This is a genomic window from Allostigmatella hybrida, assembly GCF_020103775.1.
GTDB lineage: Bacteria > Myxococcota > Myxococcia > Myxococcales > Myxococcaceae > Hyalangium > Hyalangium aurantiaca.
In genome coordinates this window covers 47719-72342 of the sequence record NZ_JAHXBH010000006.1, presented here as the reverse complement: position 1 = coordinate 72342, position 24624 = coordinate 47719, and the positions used below count along the sequence as shown (strand labels likewise).

The 24624-nt window shown below is 69.5% G+C and carries 18 protein-coding genes; 7 read left to right on the top strand and 11 right to left on the bottom strand.

Going from position 1 to position 24624, the window contains the following annotated elements; all coding sequences use genetic code 11:
- The first annotated feature begins 22 nt into the window (after positions 1 to 22).
- The 5 genes from KY661_RS12830 to KY661_RS37705 all read left to right on the top strand — a co-directional run bounded on the left by KY661_RS12830 (position 23) and on the right by KY661_RS37705 (position 4554).
- On the top strand, positions 23 to 700 hold the full coding sequence (locus KY661_RS12830) for a winged helix-turn-helix domain-containing protein (protein WP_225410486.1): 678 nt from the start codon (positions 23 to 25) through the stop codon (positions 698 to 700).
- Positions 687 to 2060 carry a sensor histidine kinase gene (locus KY661_RS12825; RefSeq protein WP_225410485.1) on the top strand — a complete coding sequence of 458 codons (1374 nt, stop codon included), beginning with the start codon at positions 687 to 689 and terminating at the stop codon, positions 2058 to 2060. The genes KY661_RS12830 and KY661_RS12825 overlap by 14 nt, the downstream gene beginning before the upstream one ends.
- A gap of 49 nt (positions 2061 to 2109) precedes the next feature.
- On the top strand, positions 2110 to 3927 hold the full coding sequence (locus KY661_RS12820; RefSeq protein ID WP_225410484.1) for a family 43 glycosylhydrolase: 1818 nt from the start codon (positions 2110 to 2112) through the stop codon (positions 3925 to 3927).
- A gap of 242 nt (positions 3928 to 4169) precedes the next feature.
- The gene (locus KY661_RS12815; RefSeq protein WP_225410483.1) at positions 4170 to 4487 is read left to right on the top strand and encodes an RICIN domain-containing protein; all 318 of its coding nucleotides are present in this window, start codon (positions 4170 to 4172) and stop codon (positions 4485 to 4487) included.
- Positions 4435 to 4554, top strand: a complete 120-nt coding sequence (locus KY661_RS37705; RefSeq protein ID WP_398577178.1) for an RICIN domain-containing protein — start codon at positions 4435 to 4437, stop codon at positions 4552 to 4554. The genes KY661_RS12815 and KY661_RS37705 overlap by 53 nt, the downstream gene beginning before the upstream one ends.
- A gap of 565 nt (positions 4555 to 5119) precedes the next feature.
- On the opposite strand, the gene KY661_RS12810 is transcribed toward KY661_RS37705, so the two are convergent.
- Both KY661_RS12810 and KY661_RS12805 read right to left on the bottom strand, forming a co-directional pair.
- A complete protein-coding gene (locus KY661_RS12810; protein ID WP_225410482.1) occupies positions 5120 to 6292 on the bottom strand; it encodes a thiolase family protein in 1173 nt (390 codons plus the stop codon).
- An 85-nt stretch (positions 6293 to 6377) separates the two neighbouring features.
- Positions 6378 to 8771, bottom strand: coding sequence for a 3-hydroxyacyl-CoA dehydrogenase NAD-binding domain-containing protein (locus KY661_RS12805; RefSeq protein ID WP_225410481.1), 2394 nt, complete (start codon positions 8769 to 8771; stop codon positions 6378 to 6380).
- Positions 8772 to 8885: 114 nt separating this feature from the next.
- On the opposite strand from KY661_RS12805, the gene KY661_RS12800 reads away from it, so the two are divergent.
- Together KY661_RS12800 and KY661_RS12795 are read left to right on the top strand one after the other, a co-directional pair.
- Complete coding sequence (locus KY661_RS12800) at positions 8886 to 10640, top strand: M1 family metallopeptidase (RefSeq protein ID WP_225410480.1); 1755 nt, start codon at positions 8886 to 8888, stop codon at positions 10638 to 10640.
- Between the two features lie 43 nt (positions 10641 to 10683).
- On the top strand, positions 10684 to 14223 hold the full coding sequence (locus KY661_RS12795; RefSeq protein WP_225410479.1) for a VIT domain-containing protein: 3540 nt from the start codon (positions 10684 to 10686) through the stop codon (positions 14221 to 14223).
- Between the two features lie 23 nt (positions 14224 to 14246).
- Here the strand turns inward: KY661_RS12795 and KY661_RS12790 are convergent, their stop codons facing one another.
- From KY661_RS12790 to KY661_RS12755, 9 genes are all read right to left on the bottom strand, one after another.
- Positions 14247 to 15116, bottom strand: a complete 870-nt coding sequence (locus tag KY661_RS12790; RefSeq protein ID WP_075007244.1) for a DNA-methyltransferase — start codon at positions 15114 to 15116, stop codon at positions 14247 to 14249.
- A 201-nt stretch (positions 15117 to 15317) separates the two neighbouring features.
- Entirely contained in the window at positions 15318 to 15602 is a 285-nt protein-coding gene (gene rpmE, locus KY661_RS12785; protein ID WP_225410478.1) for a 50S ribosomal protein L31, read from the bottom strand.
- Between the two features lie 112 nt (positions 15603 to 15714).
- A complete protein-coding gene (locus KY661_RS12780; protein ID WP_225410477.1) occupies positions 15715 to 16650 on the bottom strand; it encodes a bifunctional UDP-sugar hydrolase/5'-nucleotidase in 936 nt (311 codons plus the stop codon).
- A 36-nt stretch (positions 16651 to 16686) separates the two neighbouring features.
- A complete protein-coding gene (locus tag KY661_RS37255; protein WP_263436969.1) occupies positions 16687 to 16818 on the bottom strand; it encodes a hypothetical protein in 132 nt (43 codons plus the stop codon).
- The gene (locus KY661_RS12775) at positions 16815 to 17678 is read right to left on the bottom strand and encodes a tetratricopeptide repeat protein (protein WP_225410476.1); all 864 of its coding nucleotides are present in this window, start codon (positions 17676 to 17678) and stop codon (positions 16815 to 16817) included. The genes KY661_RS37255 and KY661_RS12775 overlap by 4 nt, the downstream gene beginning before the upstream one ends.
- Positions 17679 to 17753: 75 nt before the next feature.
- The gene (locus tag KY661_RS12770) at positions 17754 to 19256 is read right to left on the bottom strand and encodes a CheR family methyltransferase (RefSeq protein WP_225410475.1); all 1503 of its coding nucleotides are present in this window, start codon (positions 19254 to 19256) and stop codon (positions 17754 to 17756) included.
- On the bottom strand, positions 19256 to 20308 hold the full coding sequence (cheB, locus tag KY661_RS12765) for a chemotaxis-specific protein-glutamate methyltransferase CheB (protein ID WP_075007248.1): 1053 nt from the start codon (positions 20306 to 20308) through the stop codon (positions 19256 to 19258). The genes KY661_RS12770 and cheB overlap by 1 nt, the downstream gene beginning before the upstream one ends.
- A 67-nt stretch (positions 20309 to 20375) precedes the next feature.
- Positions 20376 to 22814 (bottom strand): response regulator, encoded by a 2439-nt coding sequence (locus KY661_RS12760; RefSeq protein WP_225410474.1) that lies wholly within the window; start codon positions 22812 to 22814, stop codon positions 20376 to 20378.
- Positions 22811 to 24622, bottom strand: coding sequence for a methyl-accepting chemotaxis protein (locus KY661_RS12755; protein WP_225410473.1), 1812 nt, complete (start codon positions 24620 to 24622; stop codon positions 22811 to 22813). The genes KY661_RS12760 and KY661_RS12755 overlap by 4 nt, the downstream gene beginning before the upstream one ends.
- Positions 24623 to 24624: the final 2 nt, after the last annotated feature.

Genomic DNA, 24624 nt, shown 5'->3' with positions numbered 1-24624 from the left:
GCCATTGCCTGGGAGGACGTGCTTGCGCATTTTGCTCATCGAGGATGACGCGCAGACGGCGGAATACATCCGCCGGGGCCTGACCGAGCTCGGGCAGAGCGTCGACCATGCCCGGGATGGCCAGGAAGGGCTGCTGATGGCGACCAGCGGCACCTACGACGTGCTCGTCATCGACCGGATGTTGCCCAGGCTCGATGGGCTGACCGTGCTGCGGATGCTGCGCGAGGGCCACGTCCGGACGCCCACGTTGTTTCTCACCGCCATGGGCAGCATCGACGACCGGGTGAAGGGACTGGAGTCGGGCGGGGACGACTACCTGGTGAAGCCCTTCGCCTTCTCCGAATTCTACGCCCGCGTCTGCTCGCTGGGCCGCCGGCCGCCGCTCCAGGACGTGCAGACGGTCTTCACACTGGGCGGCCTGGAGATGGACCTCATCAAGCGCACGGTGACGCGCGCCGGCAAGGCCATCGAGCTGCAGCCCACGGAGTTCCGGCTGCTGGAGTACCTGCTGCGCCATGCCGGACGGGCCGTCACGCGGACGATGCTGCTGGAGCACGTGTGGGGGTTTCACTTCGATCCGAAGACGAACATCGTCGAGACGCACATCAGCCGCTTGCGCGCCAAGGTGGACCGGGGGTTCACCCCGGAGCTGATCCACACGCTGCGCGGGGTGGGATACAAGGCCGATGTGGCGCCCTAGGGTCCTGCGGACGGCGAACTTCCGCCTCGCGCTGAGCTACGCCGCCGTCTTCAGCCTGTCCGTCTTTCTGCTCGGCGTGATTGTCTTCTTTGGGGTCCGCTCATCGCTCGAGCAGCAACTGCGAGGCCAGATCGAGGCCGAGGTGGGCCAGCTCCTGGTGGACTACCGCGACGATGGCCTGGAGGAGCTCCGGCACGACATCCACGAGCGCATCGAGGCCAACCCCGCCCGGAGGCTGCACTACTACATGCAGAGCCCCGAGGGGCGCGTGGTGTTCGACCCGCTGCCCGCCATCCCCGCCCCCGACGGCTGGTACCGCGTGAACGTTCCGGAGCAGGACGCGGACAACCCGGTGCTGCTCCGCGCCCTCACGCTCGATGGGGGCTACAAGCTGGCGGTGGCGGCCGATCTGGACCGGCTCCAGGATGCCGAGCGGGCCATCTTCCGGACCTTCGGCTGGGCCTTCCTCTTCACCTTGATGGCCGGGGCCCTGGGCGGCCTGTGGATCGGCCAGCGCTTCCTCTCCCAGGTCGATGCCATCACCCGGGTAGCGGACCGGATCGGCCAGGGAGACGTGAAGGAGCGCCTCCCCTCGCGGGGAACCGGGGATGACCTGGACCAGCTCGCCGCGGTCATCAACCGCATGCTGGACCGCATCCAGCAGCTCCTGGAGAACGTGCAGCAGGTGAGCACGAGCATCGCCCACGATCTGCGGACCCCGCTGGGGCACCTGCGGCAGACGCTGGAGGCCTTGCGCGAGGGGGCCGGGCCTGGCGAGCCGAAGAAGGACGCGCTGCTGGACGAGGCCCTGCAGCAGCTCGACGCCATTCTCGACACATTCGCGGCCCTGCTGCGCATCGCCGAGGTGGAGTCTGGCTCACGCAAGGCGGGCTTCGAACGCCTCTGCCTCTCCAGCGTGCTGGAGACCCTCGTGGACGCCTACCGGCCGGTCGCCGAGGACAACGGCCAGCACCTGACGGCAGACATCGCTCCCCTCCTCTGCCTGCAGGGCGACCGCAACCTGCTCACCCAGCTCTTCGCCAACCTGGTGGAGAACGCCCTGCGTCACAGCGGCCGGGGCAGCCGGATTCACCTGGCGCTGGAAGCAGGCCCGGACGGAGGGTTCACCGCCTCCGTGTCGGATACGGGCCCCGGCATCCCGAAGTCAGAGCATGCAAACGTTTTCAAACCCTTCTACCGCCTGGATGCAAGCCGTTCGGGCCCCGGCAGTGGGCTTGGCATGAGCCTGGTGTCGGCCATCGCGGGCCTTCATGGCCTCGCGGTCACACTTGATAACACCCAGCCTGGATTGAAGGTGCGCCTCAGCACACCGTTGAGCGAACCATCAAAACAGGATTAGCTGGAATTTCCCTTGTGAGCCTTGGGCCGTTCGACGCAGGATGCGGCCCATGAAACGGACACGCATTGACGGAAGTGTAGTGTGGCAGCGGGCACGGCTGAGCCGTCTCGCATTGGCTCCCCTGTTCCTCACCGCCACGGTTCACTGCGGCGAAGGCGCGGCGTCCGCCCCGGCCACGGGCGAGAGCACGGCGATGGAAGGCGCCCCCCTCGCGGGAGAATGTACGCCCGCCAGCTCGGGCAATCCCTTCGCGAGCGGCTGGTATGCCGATCCCGACATCAAGGTCTACAATGGCGTGTACTGGGTCTATCCCACCTACTCCGCGCCTTATGACTCGCAGACCTACCTGGATGCCTTCTCGTCCCCGGACCTCATCAACTGGACGAAGCACTCCAAGGTGCTGGACAAGGCGAACGTGTCCTGGGCCAAGCGGGCGGTCTGGGCCCCCTCTCCCATCTTCCGCAACAACACCTACTATCTCTACTTCGGGGCCAACGACATCCAGAACAACTCCCAATTGGGAGGCATTGGCGTCGCAAAGGCCAGCCACCCCGCTGGGCCCTACGTCGATGCGATTGGCCGCCCGCTCATCAGCACGTTCATCAACGGCGCGCAGCCGATTGACCAGAACATCTTCATCGACGACGACGGACAGGCCTACCTGTATTACGGCGGCCACAGCCACTGCAACGTCGTCAAGATCAACAGCGACATGATCAGCCTGGACAGCTCGTCCTTCCGGGAGATCACCCCCTCGGGCTACGTTGAGGGCGCGCTGATGTTCAAGCGCAATGGGAAGTACTACCTGATGTGGTCCGAGGGCGGCTGGACGGGGCCGGACTACCGCGTGTCGTACGCCATCGCCAACTCGCCGCTGGGGCCCTTCCCCAAGCTGGGAACGATTCTCAGCCAGAACGCGGCCATCGCCACCGGCTCGGGCCACAACTCGGTGGTCAACGTTCCGGGCACGGATGACTGGTACATCTTCTATCACCGCCGCCCGCTGGGAGAGACGGACGGCAACCACCGCGTGCTCGCCTACGATCGCATGTATTTCAACAGCGACGGGACGATCAAACCCGTGGAGATGGCCACCCGGGACAACTTCTGTGACGGCAACGCGCTGGGCTGGAGCACCTACGGCGCCACGTGGAGCGTGTCCAACGGCCGGTACGTCAATCAGCATCAGCCCGACGCCAAGGCCCTGCTGAACACCCACTTCTCCGCGCTGACCCTCGAGGCCGACGTCACGCCGGGCGCCTCCGGCGACGCGGGGTTGCTCTTCCGGACGAGCAGCCCTGGCGCGGGGCTCGACGCATACAAGGGCTACTACGCGGGCATCGCGGCGGGCAGTGACCGGGTGGTGCTGGGCCGGGCCAACGCAGGCAGTTGGACGGAGCTGGCGAGCGCTCCTGCAGTCATCGACGCGAACGTCACCTACAACCTCAAGGTCGTGGCCAGCGGCAGCCGCATCTCGGTGTACCTGAACCGGTCGGCCACCCCGCTCCTCGCGGCCACGGATGCCACGTACGCCTCCGGCGCGGTGGGCCTCCGGGCCCACGACAGCGCGGCCGCGTTCGACAACGTGAACGCCACCCAGGCACCCGGAGCCATCTTCTACGCGGACGGAGGGTACGGCGGCCTCGGCGTCTCGCTGAACCCTGGCAGCTACACGATGGCGCAGCTCAACGCGGCGGGCATCCCCAACGACTGGATGAGCTCGCTCCGCGTCCCCGCGGGTTGGACGGTCCAGGTCTACGAGCACAACGACTTCACCGGCACGGTGTGGACGTTCACGGCGGACACGGCGCTGGTCCCGGCCGACGCCAATGACAAGATGACGTCGGTGAGAATCCTCGCGCCGTAGCCGTTCCGGCAGTTGAGCTCAGGACGCGGGCTTTCCGCCCGCGTCCTTCGTGAAGAAGCTCCACTGGAACGGTGACGGCACGCCCCTCTTCGGCGTGCCTCCGAAAAACGGAGAGAGACGCCCGCGCCTTTGGGGGAAGTGGCGCTGTATTCCGCTTCGCCCATCGCCAACGGCGTGTACCGGCTGGTGCCCCCGCAGCACCACCGGCAGCATCTTGGAGTTGGCGGACGGAGATCATCCAGTTGGGCTGGCAGCAGGACGCCACGCAGCAATGGCGCTTCTACTTCCTGGGCCAGCCCTCCCTCCGCAACGACATCTACGCCATCTTCAACCAGGCCAGCGGACAGGCCATGGACGTCGCGGGCTGCTCGGCGGCCAATGGTGCCAAGATCGAGCAGTTCCCGTGGTGGGGCGGCGATTGCCAGCGGTTCCAGGTCACGGCCAACGGCGATGGTTCCTTCCGCATCACCGTGCGCACAGCACGGGCCGGGCCCTCGATGTGCCCGGATGCTCCACGGAGCCGTCGTACAGATTCAGCAGTACGACTGGCTGAACAATGATTGCCAGAAGTGGCACATCAACCCGGTGAGCAACGGGTATTACAACATCATCAACAAGCTTCCATGAAATGCCATCAGCCGACGCCCTCCCTGCGTGAAACAGCGTGTCCGGACACGGCGCCATAGGGCTTGCTTTTTTCATGATCAACCGGAATAATGCATAAAAATTGACAGCCAGGGAGAACCTTATGAGTCTGGAAAGCCTGAAATGGATGCCGCTTGCGCTTCTGTCCTTTCTCGGCGGACCACAGCCGGAAGAAGTCCAGATGAACGGTGGGATGGCTCCGTTGCAGTCATCAGGAAGCCAAAAAATATGCACGGTGGTTTTTATGATGCCCAACGGCGCATCCTCGATTGTCTCCGTGCCAGCCCCCGCCAGTTGGACATCCGCAGCCTGTAGGGCTTATGGACAAGCGCAATCGCCCTATGTGAGCAGCTATCAGCTAACCTGTCTGTTTGACAGCTCCAACCCATCCGCGGCTTTCTCCTTCGGAACCGCTGTTGCCCTTGGAGCAGCCGCGCCAGCCCCTCCCGCCAACTGTGGTTGGTAGCAAGAGACGCTAACGAAATGAAAAAGGGGAGGCTGCCACGCGGGCAACCTCCCCTTTCTCAATCTTGCCTGACTTCGGGAATTACTTCGCCAGCTCGATGAGCGCCGCAGCGCCCATGCCGCCACCGATGCACATGGTGACGATGCCGTAGCGGCCGTTGCGGCGCTTCAGCTCGTACAGAATGGTGCCCACCATGCGCGCACCGGACACGCCCAGCGGGTGGCCCAAGGCGATGGCGCCCCCGTTCGGGTTCGCCTTCTCCAGGGGGATTCCCAGCTCACGCAGGCAGTGCAGCGCCTGCGCCGCGAACGCCTCGTTCAGCTCGAAGACGTCGATGTCCTCCACCTTGAGCTTGTTGCGCGCCAGCAGCTTCTTCACCGCCGGGATGGGGCCAATGCCCATCACGTCCGGCGGCACGCCCGCCACCTGGAAATCCACGAAGTAGCCCAGCGGCTTCACGCCCAGCTCCTTCGCCTTCTCCTCGCTCATCACCACCGCGGCCGCCGCGCCGTCCGTCAGCGGCGAGGCGTTGCCCGCCGTCACCACGCCCTTGGCGTTGAAGGCAGGCCGCAGCTTCGCCAGCCCCTCCGCCGTCGTCTCCGGGCGAAGGATGGTGTCCACCGACACCGTCACCTGCTTCGCCGTGCCGTCCTCGTCGAAGTAGGTGGTGGTGATGGGAAGAATCTCTTCCTTGAACTTCCCCTGCTCGCGCGCGGTGGCCGCGCGGCGCTGGGACTCGGCGGCGAACTTGTCCGCGTCCTCCCGGCTCACGCTGTAGCGGCTGGCGATGTTCTCCGCCGTCACGCCCATGGAGGTGTACACCTCGGGGTACTTCTCCATGATCTCCGGGTTGGCGCTCACCTTGTTGCCGCCCATGGGCACCATGGACATCGACTCGGTGCCGCCGGCGACCGCCACCTGAATCATGCCCGCCTGGATGGCCTGCGCCGCCTGGGCGATGGACTGCGTGCCCGACGAGCAGAAGCGGTTGATGGTCATCGCCGGCACCGTGTCCGGCAGCCCGCCCAGCAGCGCCGCCTGCCGCGCCACGTTCATGCCCTGCTCGGCCTCCGGCATGGCACAGCCCAGGATGACGTCCTCCACATCCGCGGGCTTCAGGCCCGGCACCCGCGCCACGGCCTCCTTGATGACATGGGCCGCGAGCGTATCCGGCCGGGTGTCCTTGAACTCTCCCTTGTTCGCGCGGGTGAACGGCGTGCGCACCGCGCTGGCAATCACGACTCGACTGGCCATCTTCCGTCTCCTTGCCCGGACAGCGTCCGGGCACTCGAAGGTCTGTGTCTCAAACTGACTGGGGACAATGGATACAAGCCACGCGCTAGTTCCGCAGCGGCTTGCCCTTCTCCAGCATGAACTGCAGCCGGTCCTGGGTCTTCTCCTCGCCGCACAGGCTCAGGAAGGCCTCCAGCTCCAGCTCCAGCAGCCGCTCCTCGGTCAGCAGCACCGACGGGCTCGTGTCGCCGCCCGTGAGCACCCGCGCCAGCTTCTGGGCGATCTTCCGGTCGTGCGCGGAGATCTGATTGTTGAGCGCCATGTCGTACAGCAGCATGTCGATGGTGGCGAAGCCGCTGGGCCCCGGCAGCCGGAACCGGCTGGGGCGCGGCGCCCGGAAGCCCGCCTTCGCCATGCCCAGCACCCGCTGCTTGGCGTCGTGCAGCTGGAAGTCCCGGTTGGCGCTGATGCCGTCGTTGGCGCTCAGGAAGCCCAGCTCTCGCGCCTCCTCGGCGCTGGTGGCCACCTTCGCCATGCCCACCGCCAGGAACACCTTCTTGATGAAGGGGAACGGATCGAAGTCCTTGTCCGCCGAGTACGCGCCGTACACGTTGCGCAACAGCTGCATCGTGCCGCCGCCGCCGGGGATGAGACCCACGCCCACCTCCACCAGGCCCATGTACAGCTCCGCCGCCGCCTGGATGGCGTTGCCACCCATGGCCATCTCGGCGCCGCCGCCCAGGGTCAGGTTGAAAGGCGCCGTCACCACCGGCACCGGGCTGTAGCGCATGCGCTGGTTGGCCGCCTGGAAGGCCCCCACCATCTTCCGCAGCGTGTCGAACTCGCCGTTCCGCGCCGCCCACAGAAGCCCGAAGATGTTGGCGCCCGCCGAGAAGTTCGCCCCGTCGTTGCCCACCACCAGGCCCAGGTGGTTCTTCTCGGTCTCGTCCAGCGCCGTGCCCACCATCGCGATGATGTCATCGTCGATGGAGTTCATCTTGGAGTGGAACTCCAGCAGCGTGACGCCATCGCCCATGTCCCACAGGGTGGCGCTGCCGTTGCTGTCGATCTTCTTGTTGCCGCGCTTGAGGTACTCCACCTTCGCGATGCGCGCGCTCTCGGGCACCGGCTTCACGGACTTGCTGGCGATGTCCCAGTAGGTGTCGCGGCCGTCCTGCACGCCGTAGAAGGACTCACGCCCCGAGGCGAGCATCTGCTCCACCCAAGCGGCCGGCTTGAGCCCCAGCTCCTTCATCCGCTCCACGCCCGCCTTCACGCCGTACGCGTCCCACGTCTCGAAGGGGCCCACGTCCCAGCCGAAGCCCCAGCGCATGCCGCGGTCGATGTTGACGATGTCGTCGGCTATCTCCGGAATCCGGCGGCTGGAGTACGCCAGCACGTCCAGGGTGACGCGCTCGGCGAACTTGGCGGCCTTGTCCTGGCCCTTCATCACCGTGGCCACGCGCTCGCGCACGTCCTCCACGTCCCGGGCGGCGCCCAGCGACTCGTAGCGCACCTTGTTCTGCGGCCGGTAGTCGAGCGTCTTCAGGTCCAGCGCGAGGATTTCCTTGTCCCCGCCGCCGCCCTTGCCCTTCTTGTAGAAGCCCGAGCCGCTCTTGTCGCCCAGCATCCCCTTCTCCACCATCTTCTGGAGGAAGTCGGGGGCGGCGAACGTCTGGCGCTCCTCATCCTGGGTGAGCGTGTCGAAGCAGTTCTTCGCCACGTGGGTGAAGGTGTCCAGGCCGACGATGTCCGCGGTGCGGAACACGGCGGACTTGGGGCGGCCCATGGCGGGGCCAAAAATCTTGTCCACCTCCTCCACCGTCAGCTCCGCCTTCTGCATCTCGGCGATGGTGCGCATCATCCCGTACACGCCGATGCGGTTGGCGATGAAGTTGGTGGTGTCCTTGCCGTAGACGATGCCCTTGCCGAGCACGCCCTCGCCGAAGGTGTGGATCGCCTTCACCACCTCCGCGTCCGTCTCCGGGCCCGCCACCAGCTCCAGCAGCTTCATGTAGCGCACGGGGTTGAAGAAGTGCGTCACCAGGAAGCGCTTGCGGAAGTCCGCGCCGCGGCCCTGGAGCATGCCCGCGATGGACAGGCCCGAGGTGTTGGAGCTGACGATGGCGTCCTTGCGCAGGTGCTTCTCCACCTTCTCGAAGAGCGCCTGCTTGACGGCCAGGTCCTCCTTCACCACCTCAATCACCCAGTCGCACTCGGCGATGCGGGCGATGTCGTCCTCCAGGTTGCCCACTTCCAGCGAGGCGAACACCTGCTCGGAGACGATGGGGCTGGGCTTCTGCTTGCGCAGGTTCGCCAGCGCGCCCAGCACGAACTTGTTGCGGAAGGCCTTGGAGGAGGTGTCCTCGCCGGGGCCCGCCTTGGGGGGGACGATGTCCAGCAGCAGCGCGCGCACGCCCGAGTTTGCCAGGTGGGCGGCGATGCCGCTGCCCATCACTCCGGCGCCCAGCACAGCCACTTTGCGGATCCGCGTCGTCATTTGGAAAAGGCTCCCTTTCTGGGATGAGGGACTGCACAAATGTCGGCGATTGACCCAAAAGTCAATCGGGCTCTCTCGCCAGGGTTCGTTCCTGGGACTACAACCCCCGGGAACATGGCCCGCCTCGACCCCCACTCGTACAACGAAGACACCCAGCCCGAGACCGAATCCCTGGATTGGAAGGCTCGTGTGGATTTCCGGACCCGGCGCCTGCACGCCGAGGTGACCCTCACCCTCAAGGAGGCCTCCGCGGGCCCGTTGGACCTGGATACCCGGGATCTCGACATCCGTGCGGTGGTGAACGCCGAGGGCCGCCCCCTGCCCTACCTGCTCTCACCTCCAGAGCCCATCCTGGGCAGCCGGCTGCGCGTGGAGCTGCCCCCGGGGCTGCGCCGGTTCACCGTGCGCTACCGGACGTCCCCCCAGGCGAGCGCCCTGCAGTGGCTGACGCCCTCGCAGACGGCGGGCGGCCAGCACCCGTTCCTCTTCAGCCAGTGCCAGGCCATCCATGCCCGCTCCGTGGTGCCGCTGCAGGACACGCCGCGCATCCGGGTGCGCTACCGGGCCTCGCTCACCATCCCCAAGGCGCTCAAGGCGGTGATGGCCGCGGGCTTCCTGAGCCGGGAGGAGCACGGCGTGGAGGCGGTGGAGCACTACGAGATGCCCCAGCCCATTCCGCCCTATCTCCTGGCGTTCGCGGTGGGGAGCCTCGCGCCGAAGGAGTTGGGGCCACGCTCGCGTGTGTGGGCCGAGCCGGAGCTGCTGGAGGACGCGGCCGCCGAGTTCGAGGACGTGGATGCCATGCTGCGCGTGGCCGAGTCGCTCTTCGGCCCGTATGACTGGGAGCGCTTCGATGTGCTCACCATGCCGCCCTCGTTCCCGTACGGGGGCATGGAGAACCCGCGCCTCACCTTCCTCACGCCCACGCTGCTCGCGGGGGACAAGAGCCTGGTGAACGTGGTGGCGCACGAGCTGGCGCACTCGTGGACGGGCAACCTCATCACCAATGCCTCCGCCGAGCACTTCTGGCTCAACGAGGGCTTCACGGTGTTCGCCGAGCGGCGGATTCTCGAGGCGCTGGAGGGCTCCGAGGTGGCCGCGCTTCACGGGGCGCTGGGCCGGCGCTCGCTGGACACGGCGCTGGAGCACTTCCGGGCCCACCCGCAGCTCACCGTGCTGCGCACTCACCTGACGGGCGTGGACCCGGACGAGGTGTTCTCCCAGGTGCCCTACGAGAAGGGCTACCTGCTGCTGCGCGCCCTGGAGGACGCGGTGGGCCGGGAGACCTTCGATGCGTACCTGCGCCGCTACATCAGCACCCACCGCTTCCAGGCGCTCACCACCGAGGACTTCGTCGCCTTCACCGAGCGCGAGCTGCCCGGGGCCCTGGCGAAGGTGAATGGGGAGGCCTACCTGCACCAGCCCGGCATTCCCGCGAACGCCCCCGCGCCCCACTCCCGCCGCCTGGAGGAGCTGCGGCGGCTCCAGGGCAGCGTGCCCTCGCAGGAGGACGTGAAGGACTGGACGCCCACCGAATGGCAGCTCTTCCTGGAGTCGATGCCGCAGAACACCTCGCGCGAGGTGCTGAAGCAGCTCGATGAGCGCTTCCACTTCACCCAGAGCCGCAACTCGGAGGTGCTGGTGGCATGGCTCGTGGCGGCGCTCAAGGGCCACTACGCCCCGGCGCTGGACCGGACCGAGGCCTTCCTGGGCGAGGTGGGCCGCATGAAGTACCTCAAGCCGCTCTACAGCGTACTGGCCTCCACCCCCGAGTACCGGGGCCGGGCCCGGGACATCTTCCAGAAGCACGCGGAGCGCTACCACCCCATCGCCCGCCAGGGTGTGGAGAGCATTCTGGCCCGGGCGTGAGCCGGCGGCAGGCCCCGGGGACAATGGGCTATCGTCCCCGGGCATGAGCCTCCAGCCTTTCACCGCCCTGCTGCTGATGGGGCTTCTGCTGACGGGATGCGACCGCCAGACGGCCCCGCGTCCCCCTTCCCCTCCCGCCCCTCCCGCGAAGGCGTCCCCCGCCCGGAGTCCCCTCGCCGAGCCGTTCGAGAAGGCGGGCCTCACCGCCCCGGCCGCGGTGCTGGGCCACCCGGACACCGGGGAGGTGCGGCTGGACGAGCTGCGGGACTCCGTGGCGGACCCACAGGAAGTCACCGAGGCCGAGCTCGCGAAGCTCATGCCAGCGCAGGCCGCCGAGGCACCCGCCCGCCCTGCGGCGAGCCCCCGGCCCACCTCCTCCCGGGCCCCGCCGCAAGACGCCGTCTCCGAGGGCGCCCCGTCCCCGCCTCCTCCGCCTCCTGCCCCGGAGCCCGCGCTCAGAGCAGAGGCGGAATCGCTGCACGGCGCCCCCGGGTCGTTCCTGCAGGGACCGCGGCGGGAGACCATTCAGATCATGCAGGGCAGCGGTTCGGGCGCCCCGGGCGGTGTGGGCATTCCGTCCCAGGAGGAGGCCAAGGACCAGAGGGCCCAGCAGTCCAAGGGCGGGGGGGGCCCCACCCCCGTGCTGCCCAAGGTGGAGGCGGCGCCCCGGGCCGCCAAGGTGCTGGTGACCGGTCTAGACGGCCGGTACCAGCCGCTCAAGACCCGGGCGATCCGTGTGGTGACCTACATCCAGGGCTCCCGGGCGCGCACGGTGGTGGATTCGCTCTTCGAGAACGACTCGAACCGCACGCTGGAGGGAACCTTCTTCCACCCGCTGCCCGGCGGGGCGACGGTGGCGGGCTTCGCCATGTACTCGGGCGCGGTGGCGGTGGACGGACCCTCGTTCTTCCAATCCGCTGACCTGCTGCCACCCCTGGGGGAAGGCTCCGGCCAAGCCGAGGACCTGGGGGCCTCCGCGCCCCCGAGTCCGCCGGGGGCCAAGCGCTCCTGGGGCGAGCGGCAGGAGGCCCGCGTCGTCGAACAGAAGCGGGCCCGGGAGGTCTACGAGGAGGTGGTGCGCCGCAACGTGGACCCCGCGCTGCTGGAGTGGGCGGGCGCGTCCACCTTCAGCGCCCGCGTGTTCCCGCTGCCGCCCAAGTCCCTCAAGCGCGTGGTGCTCGCCTACGAGCAGACGCTGCTCTTCGATGGGCAGCGCCTGCGCTACACGTGGCCGCTGCCCCCGGGCGCGGGCGGGGACCTGAAGGTGTCCGCCCGGGTCCATGTGGATCCGCTCCACGCGGGCGAGGTGAGTGTCCAACCCGCGCAGGACACCCCGCCGCGCCGGCTGGGCGCCTGGCAGGCCTATGACTTCCCCGAGCTGCGAGGCGATGGGGTGCTGTCGGTGGCGCTCGCGCCCCGGAACGCGGAGGCGGACGTGCTGGTGGGCAAGGACGCCGCGGGCCTTCCCGGCCAGGCCTTCCACGCGCGGGTCCGGCTGCCCGCGCGGCTGACTTCGGCAGCCGAAGGCCCCCCCACCGGGCGCGCCGTGCTGGTGGTGGACACCTCCCTGTCCTCGGAGGACGGCAATGCGTGGGCGCTCCAGGCCGCGACCCTGCGTGCCCTGCTGGAGAAGGATGAGACGCTGAAGGAGTACACGGTGCTCCTCTTCGACGTGCGCCCGCGGTGGCTGCATGCCGCGGGCTGGCGCCCCAACGATGCGGCGCACCGTCAGGAGACCTTCGCCGAGCTGGAGCACCTGTTCCTGGAGGGGGCCTCGCACGTGGACGGCGCCCTGGAGGAGCTGGATCAAGCCTCTCGCGAGTGGCTCCGGCCCGCCCCGTCCCAGGAGCGGGTGACGGCCTTCCTCCTCTCGGACGGCAATGCCACCTGGGGCCAGAGCCGGGTGGACGCCATGGTGACCCGCCACCCCAGCGTGGAGGGCCTGCGCTGGGTGAGCTACCGCTTCGGTGAGGCCTCGGCCAACACGGAGCTGTTCGACGCGCTGTCACGCGCCAGCGGTGGCCGGACGGTGACGGTGCTGTCTGGCGCCGAGGTGGCCGCGGCGGCCCGGGCGCACCGGGCCGGCTCGGTGGTGCTCGCGCGCGTGGGGGTGAAGGGCGCGGAGGCGAAGGACCTGGTGGTGGCGGGCCGGCCTCAACTCGTCTTCCCAGGCCAGGAGCTGCAGGTGGCGGGGCGGCTCCCCTCCGAGGGCGCCGCGGCGCTGGAGGTGGTGACCCGCTCTGGGGAGCAGGAGCAGGTGCTGAGCGTGCCGCTGCCCCGGGAGCAGAACAGCACGTTCGCCCCCCGGGCCTGGGCAGAGCTGTTCGTGGCGCGGCTGGTGGCGCTCGACGATGAGCGCCTGGACCGGATGGTGGTGGCCCTCAGCCAGCACTACCGGCTGGCCCATGCGCGCGCCTCCATGCTCATCCTCGAATCCGAGGGCGACTACACGCGCTACGCGGTGGCCAACGAGCAGGTGGACCTGGAGAACCTGGAGGACCTGCGGCGCCGCGAGGAGGACCAGCGCCGGGACAAGCTGCTGGGCATCGACCTGGACGGCGTGCTGGACACGGGCCGTGCCGTGGTGAAGCAGCTCACCGGACTCCAGAAGACGCTGCCGCCCCTCTTGCGCAGCCAGCCCCTGCGGGACGAGCCCTATGCCGGCGGGCAGGAGCGGCTGGAGGCGGAGCTGCACTACCGCAAGGCCCGCAAGGAGAACCGGGACGATGTGCTCATCTACGAGGCCGTCTCGCGCAAGCGGGCGTTCGCGGGGGACACCTGGGGCGCGGTGCGCGCGCTCTCCTCTCCCGTGGAGCTGCGGCCCAAGGACGCGGAAGCCCTGCGCCTGGTCGGCTACGGCATGCTCGCCCTGGGCCAGTACCCGGTGGCCGCGGAGCTCTTCGAGCACGTGCGGCTCCAGCGGCCCTTCGAGGGCCAGGCGTTCCTCGAGGAGGCGCTCGCCCTGGATGCGGCGGGCCGCTACGCGGAGGCCGCGCGCAACTATGAAATCGTCCTGGCGCGCACCTGGGGCCGGCACCCCCGCGAGGTGAAGACGGTGGCCGCCTACCACTATGCCCGCATGCTCTCGGCGCTGGCGCGCCAGCCGGGCGCCCAGTCCGTGGCGGCCCTGCTCCAGGAGCGCCGGGAGTCCTTGAAAGAAGACCCCAAGGCGAAGCCCGGGGAGGGCCTGGATTTCCAGCCCATCGGCTACCAGCTCACCACGCACTGGAACTCGGACAGCACGGACATCGACCTGTGGGTCATCGAGCCCAACGGCGAGCGCTGCTTCTACTCCCACCGCGACACGCGCCTGGGAGGCCACCTGTTCTGGGACATCACCGATGGCCTGGGGCCCGAGCTGTACCACGCCCGCAAGGTGGCGCCGGGGCCCTACCACGTGGTGGTGCACTACTACGGCAACAACTCGCCGCGGTACGTGGTGCCCACGTCCCTGCTGCTGGTGAGCGACCGCAACGTCTTCACCCCGGAGGACACCTTCCAGCGCCGCTTCCAGGTGCGCATCCTGCCTAACAAGAACGCCCTGCTCCTCCTTCGCCGCGAGGAGCTGCTCCCGGCGAAGTAACGCTCAAGCCCCCGGTGAGGCGCTCAGCGCTTCACCGCGTCCAGGCGCTTCTTCGTCAGGCTCAGGTAGTTGGCGTCCAGGTCGATGCCCGTGTAGCGGCGGCCCAGCTTCAGCGCCGCCACGCCCGTGGTGCCGCTGCCGTTGAAGGGATCCAACACCGTGGCGTCCTCGGGGGTGCTGGCCTCGATGATGCGCTCCAGCAGCGCCACCGGCTTCTGCGTGGGGTGGCTGCCGAAGGCCTTCTCCTCGCGGCGCGGGGCAATCTGCGTCCACATCCGCCCGGAGCCATCCGCCGACAGCTCCTCCTCGCCGGTGCGCGGCAGGTTCCACACGTCGCGCATCTGCTTGCCGCCGTTCTCGCTCTTCATCCGCGCGTAGTTGAACGTGTGCTGGAGCGTCTTGGCCGGCTTGGGCGAGGCCCAGATGAGCAGCTCCGTCGAGTGCGTGAAGTAGCGGCACGACAGGTTCGGGCTGGCGTTGGGCTTGTACCAGGTGACGGTGTTCAGCAGCTTGAAGCCGAGCTTCTGCATGGCGAAGCCGACGTTGAAGATGACGTGCTGGGTGCCGCTCACCCACAGCGTCCCGGTGGGCTTGAGCACGCGCTGGCACGCCTTGAGCCACTCGGTGGTGAAGCGGTGGTCCTCCTCAATCCCGCGCGACACGTCCCAGGCCCCCTTGGCCACCGAGGCGCGCTTGCCGCTCTTGCAGGTGAAGCCGCCGTTGGACAGGAAGTACGGCGGATCCGCGAAGACGAGATCGAACTGCTGCTCGGGGAACTGGTTGAGCAGCGCCACGCTGTCGCCCTGGTACAGCTTGTACGCGTCCGACTTCGCGAACTCGCTCTGCTTCAGGGACTTCTCGACAAGCTTCAGCGCAGTGGCTTCCGCGGACATCTCGCCTCCGTCTCGGCACTTCGTGGACGGGGCGGACTGTGCGGTCGTCTCGGTGCTACGTCTAATTTCTGGTCTGTAGCACTTGAAAACTTGACGGCGGCCCCCCCTGAAAACACTTCGAGCAGGGCAGGAGGGGCTCTGTCACGAGGCCCTCCGTCACCCTGCTCGACGGATGCAGCGAAGGCTGTGCGGCGGAAGAGACTACGCCTTGGCCTTGGCCTTCTTGCCACCGGCGGCCGGCGCGGCGGCCTCGGCGCCCGCGGCGGGAGCCTCTTCCTTGGCGGCGGTGTTGCCCGCGTACTTCTTGCGGAAGCGGTCGATGCGGCCCGCGGTGTCCACGAGCTTGTACTTGCCCGTGAAGAAGGGGTGGCAGTTCGAGCAGATTTCCACCGCGAACGAGCCGCGCGTGGACTTGGTCTCGACGATGTTGCCGCAGGCACAGGTGATGCGCGAGGCCGGGTACACCGGGTGCATATCGGGCTTCATGGTGACGTCTCCTGGGCGCCTTGCCCCCACCCGGAAGCGGGTGGGAGGTCCAGCGATTGAGGTAGCCGGCGCTTATAACGGCGCGCCGGGTGTTGCACAAGGCCACCCACCGCTAGTGGTGCGCCGAGCCGGGCGGCTCGATGCGTTCCACCAACTTCTGGACGGCGGGATCGGACGGCACGTCCGTCCCCAACTGCTTGTACGACAACAGATGCGTGCGGCCCGCCCCCGTTGCGCCCGCCTGGACCGACTTCTTCAAGGCCGCCCGCCGGGTCTCGAAGGTGGCGAGGGTCTCTTCCAGCGCCTTGCGGACCGTCTCGTCCTTCGTCGCCCCCAGCCGCTCCTTCGTCCGGGCGATGTTGGCCTCGATCATTTTCAGGCTTTCCTGGTCCCGCTGGGCGGTGGCGGCATCCGTGAAGGCGCCCTTCCCGTCCACGGTCAGCTCCAGGCGGGCAAGCTGGCGCCCGCGCTCTCCCGGGGGAACCAGGGTGGCGAGCCCTTCCTTCTGGGCGATGCCTGGCCCGCGCCCCTCGTGGGACTGGACGACGAAGTCGACCCCTTCCCCCGCCTGGGCCAGCCGTCGGCTGGCGTCATAGGGCAGCGCCGCCAGCACCACCACCACGTCCACCTTGTCCTTCTCGCGCAGGCGCTTGGCCTCGGCCAGGACGGCCGGCAGCGCGGGCTTGCCCTGGGCGCCCTGCAGCTCGCCCTCGGGCGAGGCGCCGATGACGCCCACCTTCAGCTTGCCCGCGGTGAGCACCGTGGAGGCCGGGAACACGGCCTTGCCGTCCTTGTCCACCAGGTTGGCGGACAGGAGCTTCAGCTTCTTCTCCCGGGCTTGCTTCCGGAGCCACTCCACGCCCAGCGGCAGGTCGCGCGCCCCCACGGCCATGGCCGCGGTGCCCATGGCATCCATCTGCTCCAAGAGGAGCTCCGCGCGCGCCTTGTCGCTCGGGTCCCCACTGCTCACGGGACTCCGGAAGAGCGCATTGCCCGCATCCAACACGAGCACCGGCACGCCCTTCGCGCGCTCCTCGCCAATCGCCATCTTTCGTCTGGCCAGACCGCCAGACGGGTTGTGGCGTCAACCACAGGGGGCGATTTCGCCCCCATTGTCTCCCGTGAAGAGCAACACGGCCTTCTGGGGCGCCGCGCCCGCCCCGAGGGGGGCCAGCCACAGCGCCAGCACGGCCAGCAACAGCGAGGGCAACCTCATTTGCTCACCTTCTTCGGGGCCGGGGCCGGCTTCTTCGCCTTGTCGAGCTCGGCGAGCTTCGCCTTCGCCTTCTTCGCCGCCTCGGCCTTCGGGTAGCTCTTGATGAGTTCCTCCAGGGCCAGCCGGGACTCATCCTTCATCTTCAGCTTGGCGAAGCAGTCCGAGGAGCGCAAGTAGGCTTCCGGCGCGGACGGGGACTTCGCGTGGTCCTGAATCACCTTGCCGTACTCGAAGAGGGCCTCGCGGCACTTGTCCTCGCTGAAGTACGTCTCGCCCAGGCCGAAGTGCGCCTCGCCCGCCAGCGCGTCCTTGGCCCACTTCTTCAGGAACTCCGTGTAGAGCTGGCGCGCCACCAGCGCGTCCCCGGCCTTGGCCTTCTCCTGCGCGAGCGCCAGGAACTCCTTCTTGTCCGTGGGCCGCTGGAGCGCCTCGGCCTGCTTCTTCGCCTCGGCCTCCTTCACCGCCGCCGAGCCCTGCAGCGCCAGCATCCGCTTCTCCGACTCCTCGGTGACGCGCGCCAGGGACGTCTCCAGCTCGGAGATTTTATAGACGTAGGTCTCCACCTGCCCGCGCAGCTGGGCCATGTCCTCCACCGTCTTCTGCAGCTGGATGCCGATGTCCGCGTCGTTGCGGCGCGAGGCCTTGTCCAGGCTGTCCAGCGCCTGGGTGACTTCGGCAACCTTCTCGTCGATGCGGGGCAAGGTGGCGGCGAGCTGCTCGCGCGCCTGCTTCAGCTCCTCGGCCATCCGGGTGTTCTCGGCCCCCAGCCGGTCCACCTTCGTCTCGAGCGCGCGGCCACGGTTGGCCGGGTAGAAGCATCCGGACAGGGTCAACAGCGACAGCAGGGCAAGCCTTCTCATAGGGCGGCGCATCTTACGGGCAAATCCCTTCCGCGTCCGAGTCCTTCTCGCCCGGGTTCCCGGCCGGCCGCTGGCTTAGCGGGGCCGGCCCTCCTCCATCCGCTCGACGGCCCGGGCACAGGCCACCTGGAGGCGGGTGGGGTTCAGGAAGAACGGCGTGGCCCGGGCCCTCCCCTCCTCCAGGGAGCGGAGCGCGCGGCGGTATTCACTGGCAGCCTCGGGGAACTCCTCGCGCAGCTCCAGCATCATCCCCAGCAGGTACCGCGCCGCGGCCAGCTCCGGGTCCAGCGACAGGCAGCGCCGCAGGTACTCCTCCTTCTGGCCATCCGTGTCCCCCGCCCCCTCCAGAATCTGGGCGAACAGGGCATCGGCCTCGGCGAAGATCAGCTCCTGCGAGGGCGTGGGGCCTGCCGGCTCGCTCCCCCCGCCCACCGCCGGAAACCGGCCCGAGTCCCGCGCGGCACTGGCGGGCACGGTGGCGAAGCGGCCCGAGTCCCGCACGGGCCGGGCCGACATGGCGGCATACCGGCCCGAGTCCCGCGCGGCGCCGGCGGCCACGGTGGCGAAGCGGCCCGAGTCCCGGCGGCCCTCGGAGGGGAGCGTGGCGGAGGAGGCCGCAGCGCCGCTTGCCTCCCGGGTCCACTCCCCCACCGGGGCCAGGGGCGCCACCACGGGGAAGCTTCCCGAGTCCCGCCGCCGCTCGAGGCGGGGCGGCGGCTCCGCCAGGAGGCTCCCGGAGGCGGGCAGCCGCCGGGGCGGCGCGGTGTGGATGTCGAACGTCCGGACGTAGAAGAACGCGTGCTCGCAGCGGATGATGCGCAGGCTGGGCGGCGCGTGGAGCAGCGGCTCGGCGGCGGAGAGCACCAGCGTGCCGCCCGGCGCGAGCCGCTCGGCCAGCGCCTCCACCACCCGGTCGAACGCCTCCGCGGTGAAGTAGATGAGGACGTTGCGGCAGAAGATGATGTCGAAGCCCTCGCCGTGGGCGGGGTACGGCGCCTCCATCAGGTTGTGGAGCTGGAAGAGCGAGCGCGCGCGCAGCTCCGGCGCCAGGAGGGAGCGGGCCCCGTCGGACAGGAAGTAGCGCTCGCGCACGGGGGCCGGAAGCCTTCGCACCTGCTCCGGGTGGAAGGTGAGCGTGCGCGCCCGGAGCAGCACCTGCTCGGAGATGTCCGTGCCCAGCACCGTGCTGTTCGGGTCCGCCCCCGCCTCGTCGAGCAGGATGAGCAGCGTGGCCACCTCCTCGCCGGTGGCGCAGCCCGCGCTCCACACGCGCAAGGGCCGCCCGGGGGAGCGCGCCACCAGGGGCTCCAGCACGTGCGAGCGGAAGGAGGCGAGCTGGACTTCATCCCGGAACAGGTCCGTCTTGTGCACGGCGATGACGGAGATGAGCGAGGCCAGGTCCGCGGCGCCCGAGGGAGACTGGAGGTGCAGCAGGTACTGCTGCTCCGTGAGCACGCCCTGGAGCACCGCCAGCCGCTCGTCGAGCCGCCGGCGCTGCGTGCCACTCAGCGCCATGCCCGAGCGCGCGGAGATGAACGCGTGGAGCAGCGAAGCGGGCCGGGAAGGAGGCCCCTGCATCAGCGCCCCACGGGGAGGGGTTCACCACGCGCCAGCTTCATCAACGAAGCGGCCACCTCGTCTCCATGGATGAGGTAGTCCACCGCGTTGCGCTCCACGGCCGCCCCCGGCATGCCGAATACCACGCAGGACTCCTCGTTCTGGGCCACCGCGATGCCGCCGGCCTGCTTGATGGCGTACATGCCCGCGGCCCCATCCTCGCCCATGCCGGTGAGGATGAGCCCCACGGCGCGCCGGCCATAGGCCTTGGCCACGCTCTCCAGCAGCACCGTGCCCGAGGGCATGTGCCCGTCGCGCTCCTCGCCCTGCCGCAGCGCCACGCGGCCCCGGAATGGAATCACCATGTGCGTGCCCGGCGGGGCCACGAGCACGTGGCCCGGCATCAGCAGCTCCCCGTCCTGGGCCAGCCGCACCTTCAGGCGCGAGGCGTTGGCCAGCCACCCCGCCAGCGACTCGGCGAAGGCGGCGTTGATGTGCTGGACGATGACGATGGGGGCCGGGAAGTCCGCGGGCAGCTCGGACAGGAACCGGTGGAGGATCTGCGGCCCGCCGGTGGAGGCGGCCACCGCCACCACGCCCATGTTCGCGGGGCCGAGCGCCGGGCCCGAGGGGCGCGCGGGCGTCACCTTGCGCGAGCTGCGCACGTGGCGAATCACCCGCACGGAGGACAGCAGCTTCAGCTCCTTGGCCAGGTTCCAGGCCTCGAGCCCATCGTCGATGGAGGGCTTGACGCGCAGGCCCAGCGCCCCCAGCTCCAGCGCCCGGCACGTCAGCTCCGGCGCCTGCTGCCGCGGGTCCGCGGTGAGCACCAGGATGGGCGTGGGGCACTCGGCCATGATGTGCTCGACCGCGGTGAGCCCGTCCATCACCGGCATGTCCACGTCCATGGTGACGACGTTGGGGCGCAGCTCCTTGACGCGGGCCACGGCCTCCTTGCCGTCGGCGCACATGCCCACGACCTGCAGGTCCGGGTCCTGGTTCAGTGCTTCGCTGATGAGCTGTCGGCAGATGAGTGAGTCATCGACCACCAGCACCGACACTTTCTTGCCCATTGCCTGTGCATACCCCGTGCGCGCCTCGGGGAGTATACCCAATGCTCGCGCCACGCTCAGGGGAGCTTCACCCCAGTAACCGCTTCACCACATCCACCAGGTCCTGGCGGACCAAGTCCCCCTTGGTGATGTAGCCATCCGCCCCCGCCGCCAACCCCCGCTGCCGGTCCTCCTCACCCCCTCGGGTGGTGAGAATGATGACTGGCAACCGGTTCAGGGTCTCGTGACTCTTGAGCTGGCGGGTCAATTCCAGCCCATCCAATCCCGGCATTTCCAGGTCCGTCACCACCAGATCCGCTGGCGCGTGGGACAGGATGTGCAGTGCCTCGACGCCATCCGAGGCGGTGGTGATGTCATATCCGACCGCCTCCAGCAGGGCCGAGATGAGCTCCCGGGTCAGGGGTGAGTCATCCACGACCAGGATGCGGCGGCGCTGGATGTCAGGGGCCCGGGCCACGGCGCGCGGCAGCTTCAGGGCGACGGAGCCCTGGGCACTGGCGGTGAGGTAGGCGGCCGACACCACCATGGCCAGCTTGCCGTCAGCCAGGGTGGTGGCTCCCGCGAGGTGGGCAAACCGTCCCAGCAGGCCCCTCAGGGGCAGGATGGCCTGAACCCGCTCCTCCAGGACGCGCTCCACGGCCAGGGCGGCGGTGGCCCCCTGGCTGCGCACCACGAGCACCAGCTCCCCGTCGCTTGGGGGCCGCTCCGGGGCCAGCCCCAGCACGGAGGAGAGGTGGGCAAAGGGCAGCACCCGGCCCTCCACGTCCAGCGTGGGCCGCCCGGCTACCTCGCCGAGCTGCGCCAGGTCCAGCTTGAGCGCCTGGGAGACGTGGGTGGCGCTCAGCGCCAGCGTCTCCTGGCCCACCTTCACGAAGAGCAGGGGCGCCACCGTGAGGGACACCGGGACGCGCACCTCGAAGATGGTGCCCACCCCCACCGCGGACACGACGCTCGCATCGCCCCCCAGCCCCTGCACCGCGCTGCGCACGGCGTCCAACCCCACGCCCCGGCCCGACAGGTCCGTGGCCACCTCGCGGGAGGAGAAGCCGGAGAGGAAGACGAGATCCCTCGCCGCCGCGTCACTGAGCGCGCCCGCGGCCGCCTCGTCCAGGAAGCCCCGGCGCACCGCCACCCGGCGCAGCATGGCCGGGTCGAGCCCCATGCCATCGTCCTCCACCCGCAGGACGATGCGGTTGCCCTCGCGCGTGGCGCGCAGCGTCAAACAGCCCTTGGGCCGCTTGCCCGAGGCGACGCGGTCCACGCGCGTCTCCAGGCCGTGGTCCAGCGCGTTGCGGATGAGGTGCAGGAGCGGCTCCCGGAGCGCCTCCACCACGGCCCGGTCGGCGCGGGTGTCCTCGCCGTCCACCACCAGCTCCACTTCCTTGCCCAGCTCGCGCGCCAAGTCCCGCACCACGCGGGGATAGGGCTCGAAGAGCACGGAGAGCGGCAGCATGCGGATGCGGTGCACCTCCTCCACCGCCTGCCCCAAGTCTCTCAGCTCCTCGTTGGCCAGCAGCTTCGCCTCGCGGTGAAGCTCGGCCGCCAGCTCCTTGGCCTTGCCCAGGCGGGCCGCCAGCGCGGCGCCCACGGGCCCCAGGTCCTCGGCCTCGCGCGCCAGGAACGTCAGCTCGCGCGTCAACTGGAGCCTGCGCGCATTGGCCAGCTCCCGCCGGCGCGCCACGTGGGACAGGTTGGTGGCCGCGCTGGTGAGCAGGTCCAGGCTCTGCGCGTCGATGCGGATGGAGCCGTCCGCCCGGGCATCCTGCGACCGCTGCGGCGAGGCGCGGGCCGGGGCCGGTTTGGAGGGGTCCGGCATCCGCGGAATCGTCTCCGCCACCAGGTGGGTGGCGGGCCCGGCCCCCGGGGTGCTGGAGGACGGCTCGGGAACACCCTCCCCGGCGGGAAGGGGCACGGGCGTCCACAGGTTGCGCCCCGCGCCGCCCCGGACCCCGTTGGCCCCCCGGGGAGACGCCACCAGGGCGCTGTTTCCTGGGAGCGGAGGCGGGGTCGGCGTCCTCATCCCAGGAGACGCTTGATGCCGGGACGGGGCCACCGGGGCCTCGGCGGCGGGAGGCGCCACCGGCAGGGCCGCGTCCGGCACGGGCGGCACCGCCAGGAAGCGGCTCTGCTCGATGCGGGTGCGCTCGCGGAGCACGGCCACCAGCTTGGCCACCTCGGGGGAGTTGTCCGAGGCCAGCATTCCCGACAGGGCGATCACCGCATCGGAGGACTTCAGCAGCGCGTCGGCGGACTCGTGCGAGAAGGCGTACTGGGCGGGCTCGATGGCGCGCACCAGCTCCTCCATCTCGTGCACCAGGGTGTTGATGCGGTCAAAGCCCATCATCCGGGCCTCGCCCTTGAGGCCGTGGAGGTCCCGGAGCACCTTGCGCCCCGTCTCCACGTCGCCTCCGGACTCCAGCGTGAGGATGAAGGCGCTGATGCGCCCCAGCCGCTCCTCGACCAGGTCCCGGAACTTCTTCAGCAGCCGGTCACGCGGGGTCGTCACCCGTCACCCCGCGGCGGGACCTGGCCGATCTGAAACCGCTCCACCACCGCGCGCAGGTCCAACGCCAGCACCAGCAAGTCCCCGTTGGCGGTGCTCACCTGCTTGGTGGCATTGAGGCTCTGCTGGGTGATGCGCAGGATGTCCGCCATGGTGTCGGCGAGCTGGTCGGTGCCCGTCTGCTGCTGCTGGGTGGCCAGGGAGATGGAGCGCACCGCGTCCGACGTCTGGCTGGCCAGCTCGACAATCTGCTTGAGCGACTCGGAGACCTGCTGCGCCAGCGACGTCCCGGTCTCCGTGGCGCGCACCCCGCCATCCGTGGCGGCCACCGCGGCGCGCGAGGCCTCGCGCACCTCCTCGATGAGCCCCTCGATTTCCTTGGTGGACTCGAGCACGTTCTCGGCGAGCCGCCGCATCTCCGCGGCCACCAGCGAGAAGCCCCGGCCCACCTCGCCCGCCTTGGTGCCCTCCAGCTCCGCGTTGAGCGCCAGCAGGTCCGACTTGTCGGCCACGCCGTTGATGAACTCGACGATCTTTCCAATCTGCTGCACGCGCTTGTTGAGCCGGTTCACCGCCGAGGCGATGGCCTGGTTGTCGTTGCGCATGCGGCCCATGGAGGCGAGGAAGGCCTCGGCGCTGCCCTGGCCCGCCTCGGCCGCCGCCAGCGTGCGGTGCGCGATTTCCGACACCGAGCCGGCGTTCTCGGCGATCTGCCGCGCGCTCCGGGCCAGCTCCTCCGTGGTGGCGCTCGTCTCGTCCAGGGAGCTGGCCTGCTCGGAGGCACCGGCCTCGTAGCGGCCCGAGGTGGCGAGAATCTCCTCGGTGGTGGCGCTGATCTGCGCCCCGGCGCGCTGGAGCTGGGAGAGCACGTCCGCCAGGTGCGCGCGCATCATCGCGAACGCGGCGGAGACGGACCACACCTCGTCCTCGGCGGGGATGAGGTGCGGGGCGGCCAGGTCCCCATCGGCGATGCGCCGCGCCTCGTCCGCGAGCTGGCGGATGGGGCGCCCCAGGAGCGTGCCGCCCAGGTACGCGGTGGTGAGCGCCATCGCGAAGACGAGCAGGCACAGGAGCCCGCCGGAGGTGAAAGCCTCCATCTGAAGGTCCTGCGCGCGCGCGGCCTGGAGCCGAAGGGGCGAGGTGAGCACGCGCTCGTAGGCCTGGTCCGCCAGGGCCGAGGCCAGCCGCGAGCAGAACACGGCGGGCGTCACCACGGAGATGATGGTGAAGAGCACCAGCCGCCCGCGGATCTGCGCCCGGCGCGGCATGGCGGCGATGACCTGCTGCTGGCTGAGGCCCAGCTCCGTCAGCCACAGCATCACCTGGCGCGCCCGCAGGGTGACCAGGCAGTGCACGAGCAGCGAGGTGATGGGCCCGAAGAGCACGCCCAGGCCGACAATGCCCAGCCCCGCGCTCCAGCCTCCCCCGCCCACGATGCCCACCACCACGCCCAGGAGCATGGAGCACAGCAGCCAGCTGAGGATGGACTTGACGAAGGTGGCATCCGCCACGCTGGCCGCCTCCACCATGGCGCGGGCCAGGCGCTCCTGCGAGGCCACCACCTCTCCGCGCTCCAGGATGCGCAGGCCCCGCAGGCGCCGCAGCAGCAGGGAGACGCCCGTGCCCGTCACGGCGGCACACAGCGCCATGCCCAGCCCCACGAACAGGTGGAAGCTGCCGCTCAGCCGGTCGCCCAGCGTGAGCCAGGCGTAGTGGCACGAGAGCGCCACCCCGACCGCGGTGGCCAGCGGGACGGGGGCAATCAGACGAAGGCTGTAGGAGCCCCGGGGGCGGGCACGTCGCTCGCTCATCG

Coding starts and splice junctions, on each gene's coding strand:
- KY661_RS12825 (WP_225410485.1), top strand. CDS start 687: ATGTGGCGCCCTAGGGTCCTGCGGACGGCGAACTTCCGCCTCGCGCTG.
- KY661_RS12820 (WP_225410484.1), top strand. CDS start 2,110: ATGAAACGGACACGCATTGACGGAAGTGTAGTGTGGCAGCGGGCACGG.
- KY661_RS37705 (WP_398577178.1), top strand. CDS start 4,435: ATGCTCCACGGAGCCGTCGTACAGATTCAGCAGTACGACTGGCTGAAC.
- KY661_RS12810 (WP_225410482.1), bottom strand. CDS start 6,292: ATGGCCAGTCGAGTCGTGATTGCCAGCGCGGTGCGCACGCCGTTCACC.
- KY661_RS12805 (WP_225410481.1), bottom strand. CDS start 8,771: ATGACGACGCGGATCCGCAAAGTGGCTGTGCTGGGCGCCGGAGTGATG.
- KY661_RS12800 (WP_225410480.1), top strand. CDS start 8,886: ATGGCCCGCCTCGACCCCCACTCGTACAACGAAGACACCCAGCCCGAG.
- KY661_RS12795 (WP_225410479.1), top strand. CDS start 10,684: ATGAGCCTCCAGCCTTTCACCGCCCTGCTGCTGATGGGGCTTCTGCTG.
- KY661_RS12790 (WP_075007244.1), bottom strand. CDS start 15,116: ATGTCCGCGGAAGCCACTGCGCTGAAGCTTGTCGAGAAGTCCCTGAAG.
- rpmE (WP_225410478.1), bottom strand. CDS start 15,602: ATGAAGCCCGATATGCACCCGGTGTACCCGGCCTCGCGCATCACCTGT.
- KY661_RS12780 (WP_225410477.1), bottom strand. CDS start 16,650: ATGGCGATTGGCGAGGAGCGCGCGAAGGGCGTGCCGGTGCTCGTGTTG.
- KY661_RS37255 (WP_263436969.1), bottom strand. CDS start 16,818: ATGAGGTTGCCCTCGCTGTTGCTGGCCGTGCTGGCGCTGTGGCTGGCC.
- KY661_RS12775 (WP_225410476.1), bottom strand. CDS start 17,678: ATGAGAAGGCTTGCCCTGCTGTCGCTGTTGACCCTGTCCGGATGCTTC.
- KY661_RS12770 (WP_225410475.1), bottom strand. CDS start 19,256: ATGCAGGGGCCTCCTTCCCGGCCCGCTTCGCTGCTCCACGCGTTCATC.
- cheB (WP_075007248.1), bottom strand. CDS start 20,308: ATGGGCAAGAAAGTGTCGGTGCTGGTGGTCGATGACTCACTCATCTGC.
- KY661_RS12755 (WP_225410473.1), bottom strand. CDS start 24,622: ATGAGCGAGCGACGTGCCCGCCCCCGGGGCTCCTACAGCCTTCGTCTG.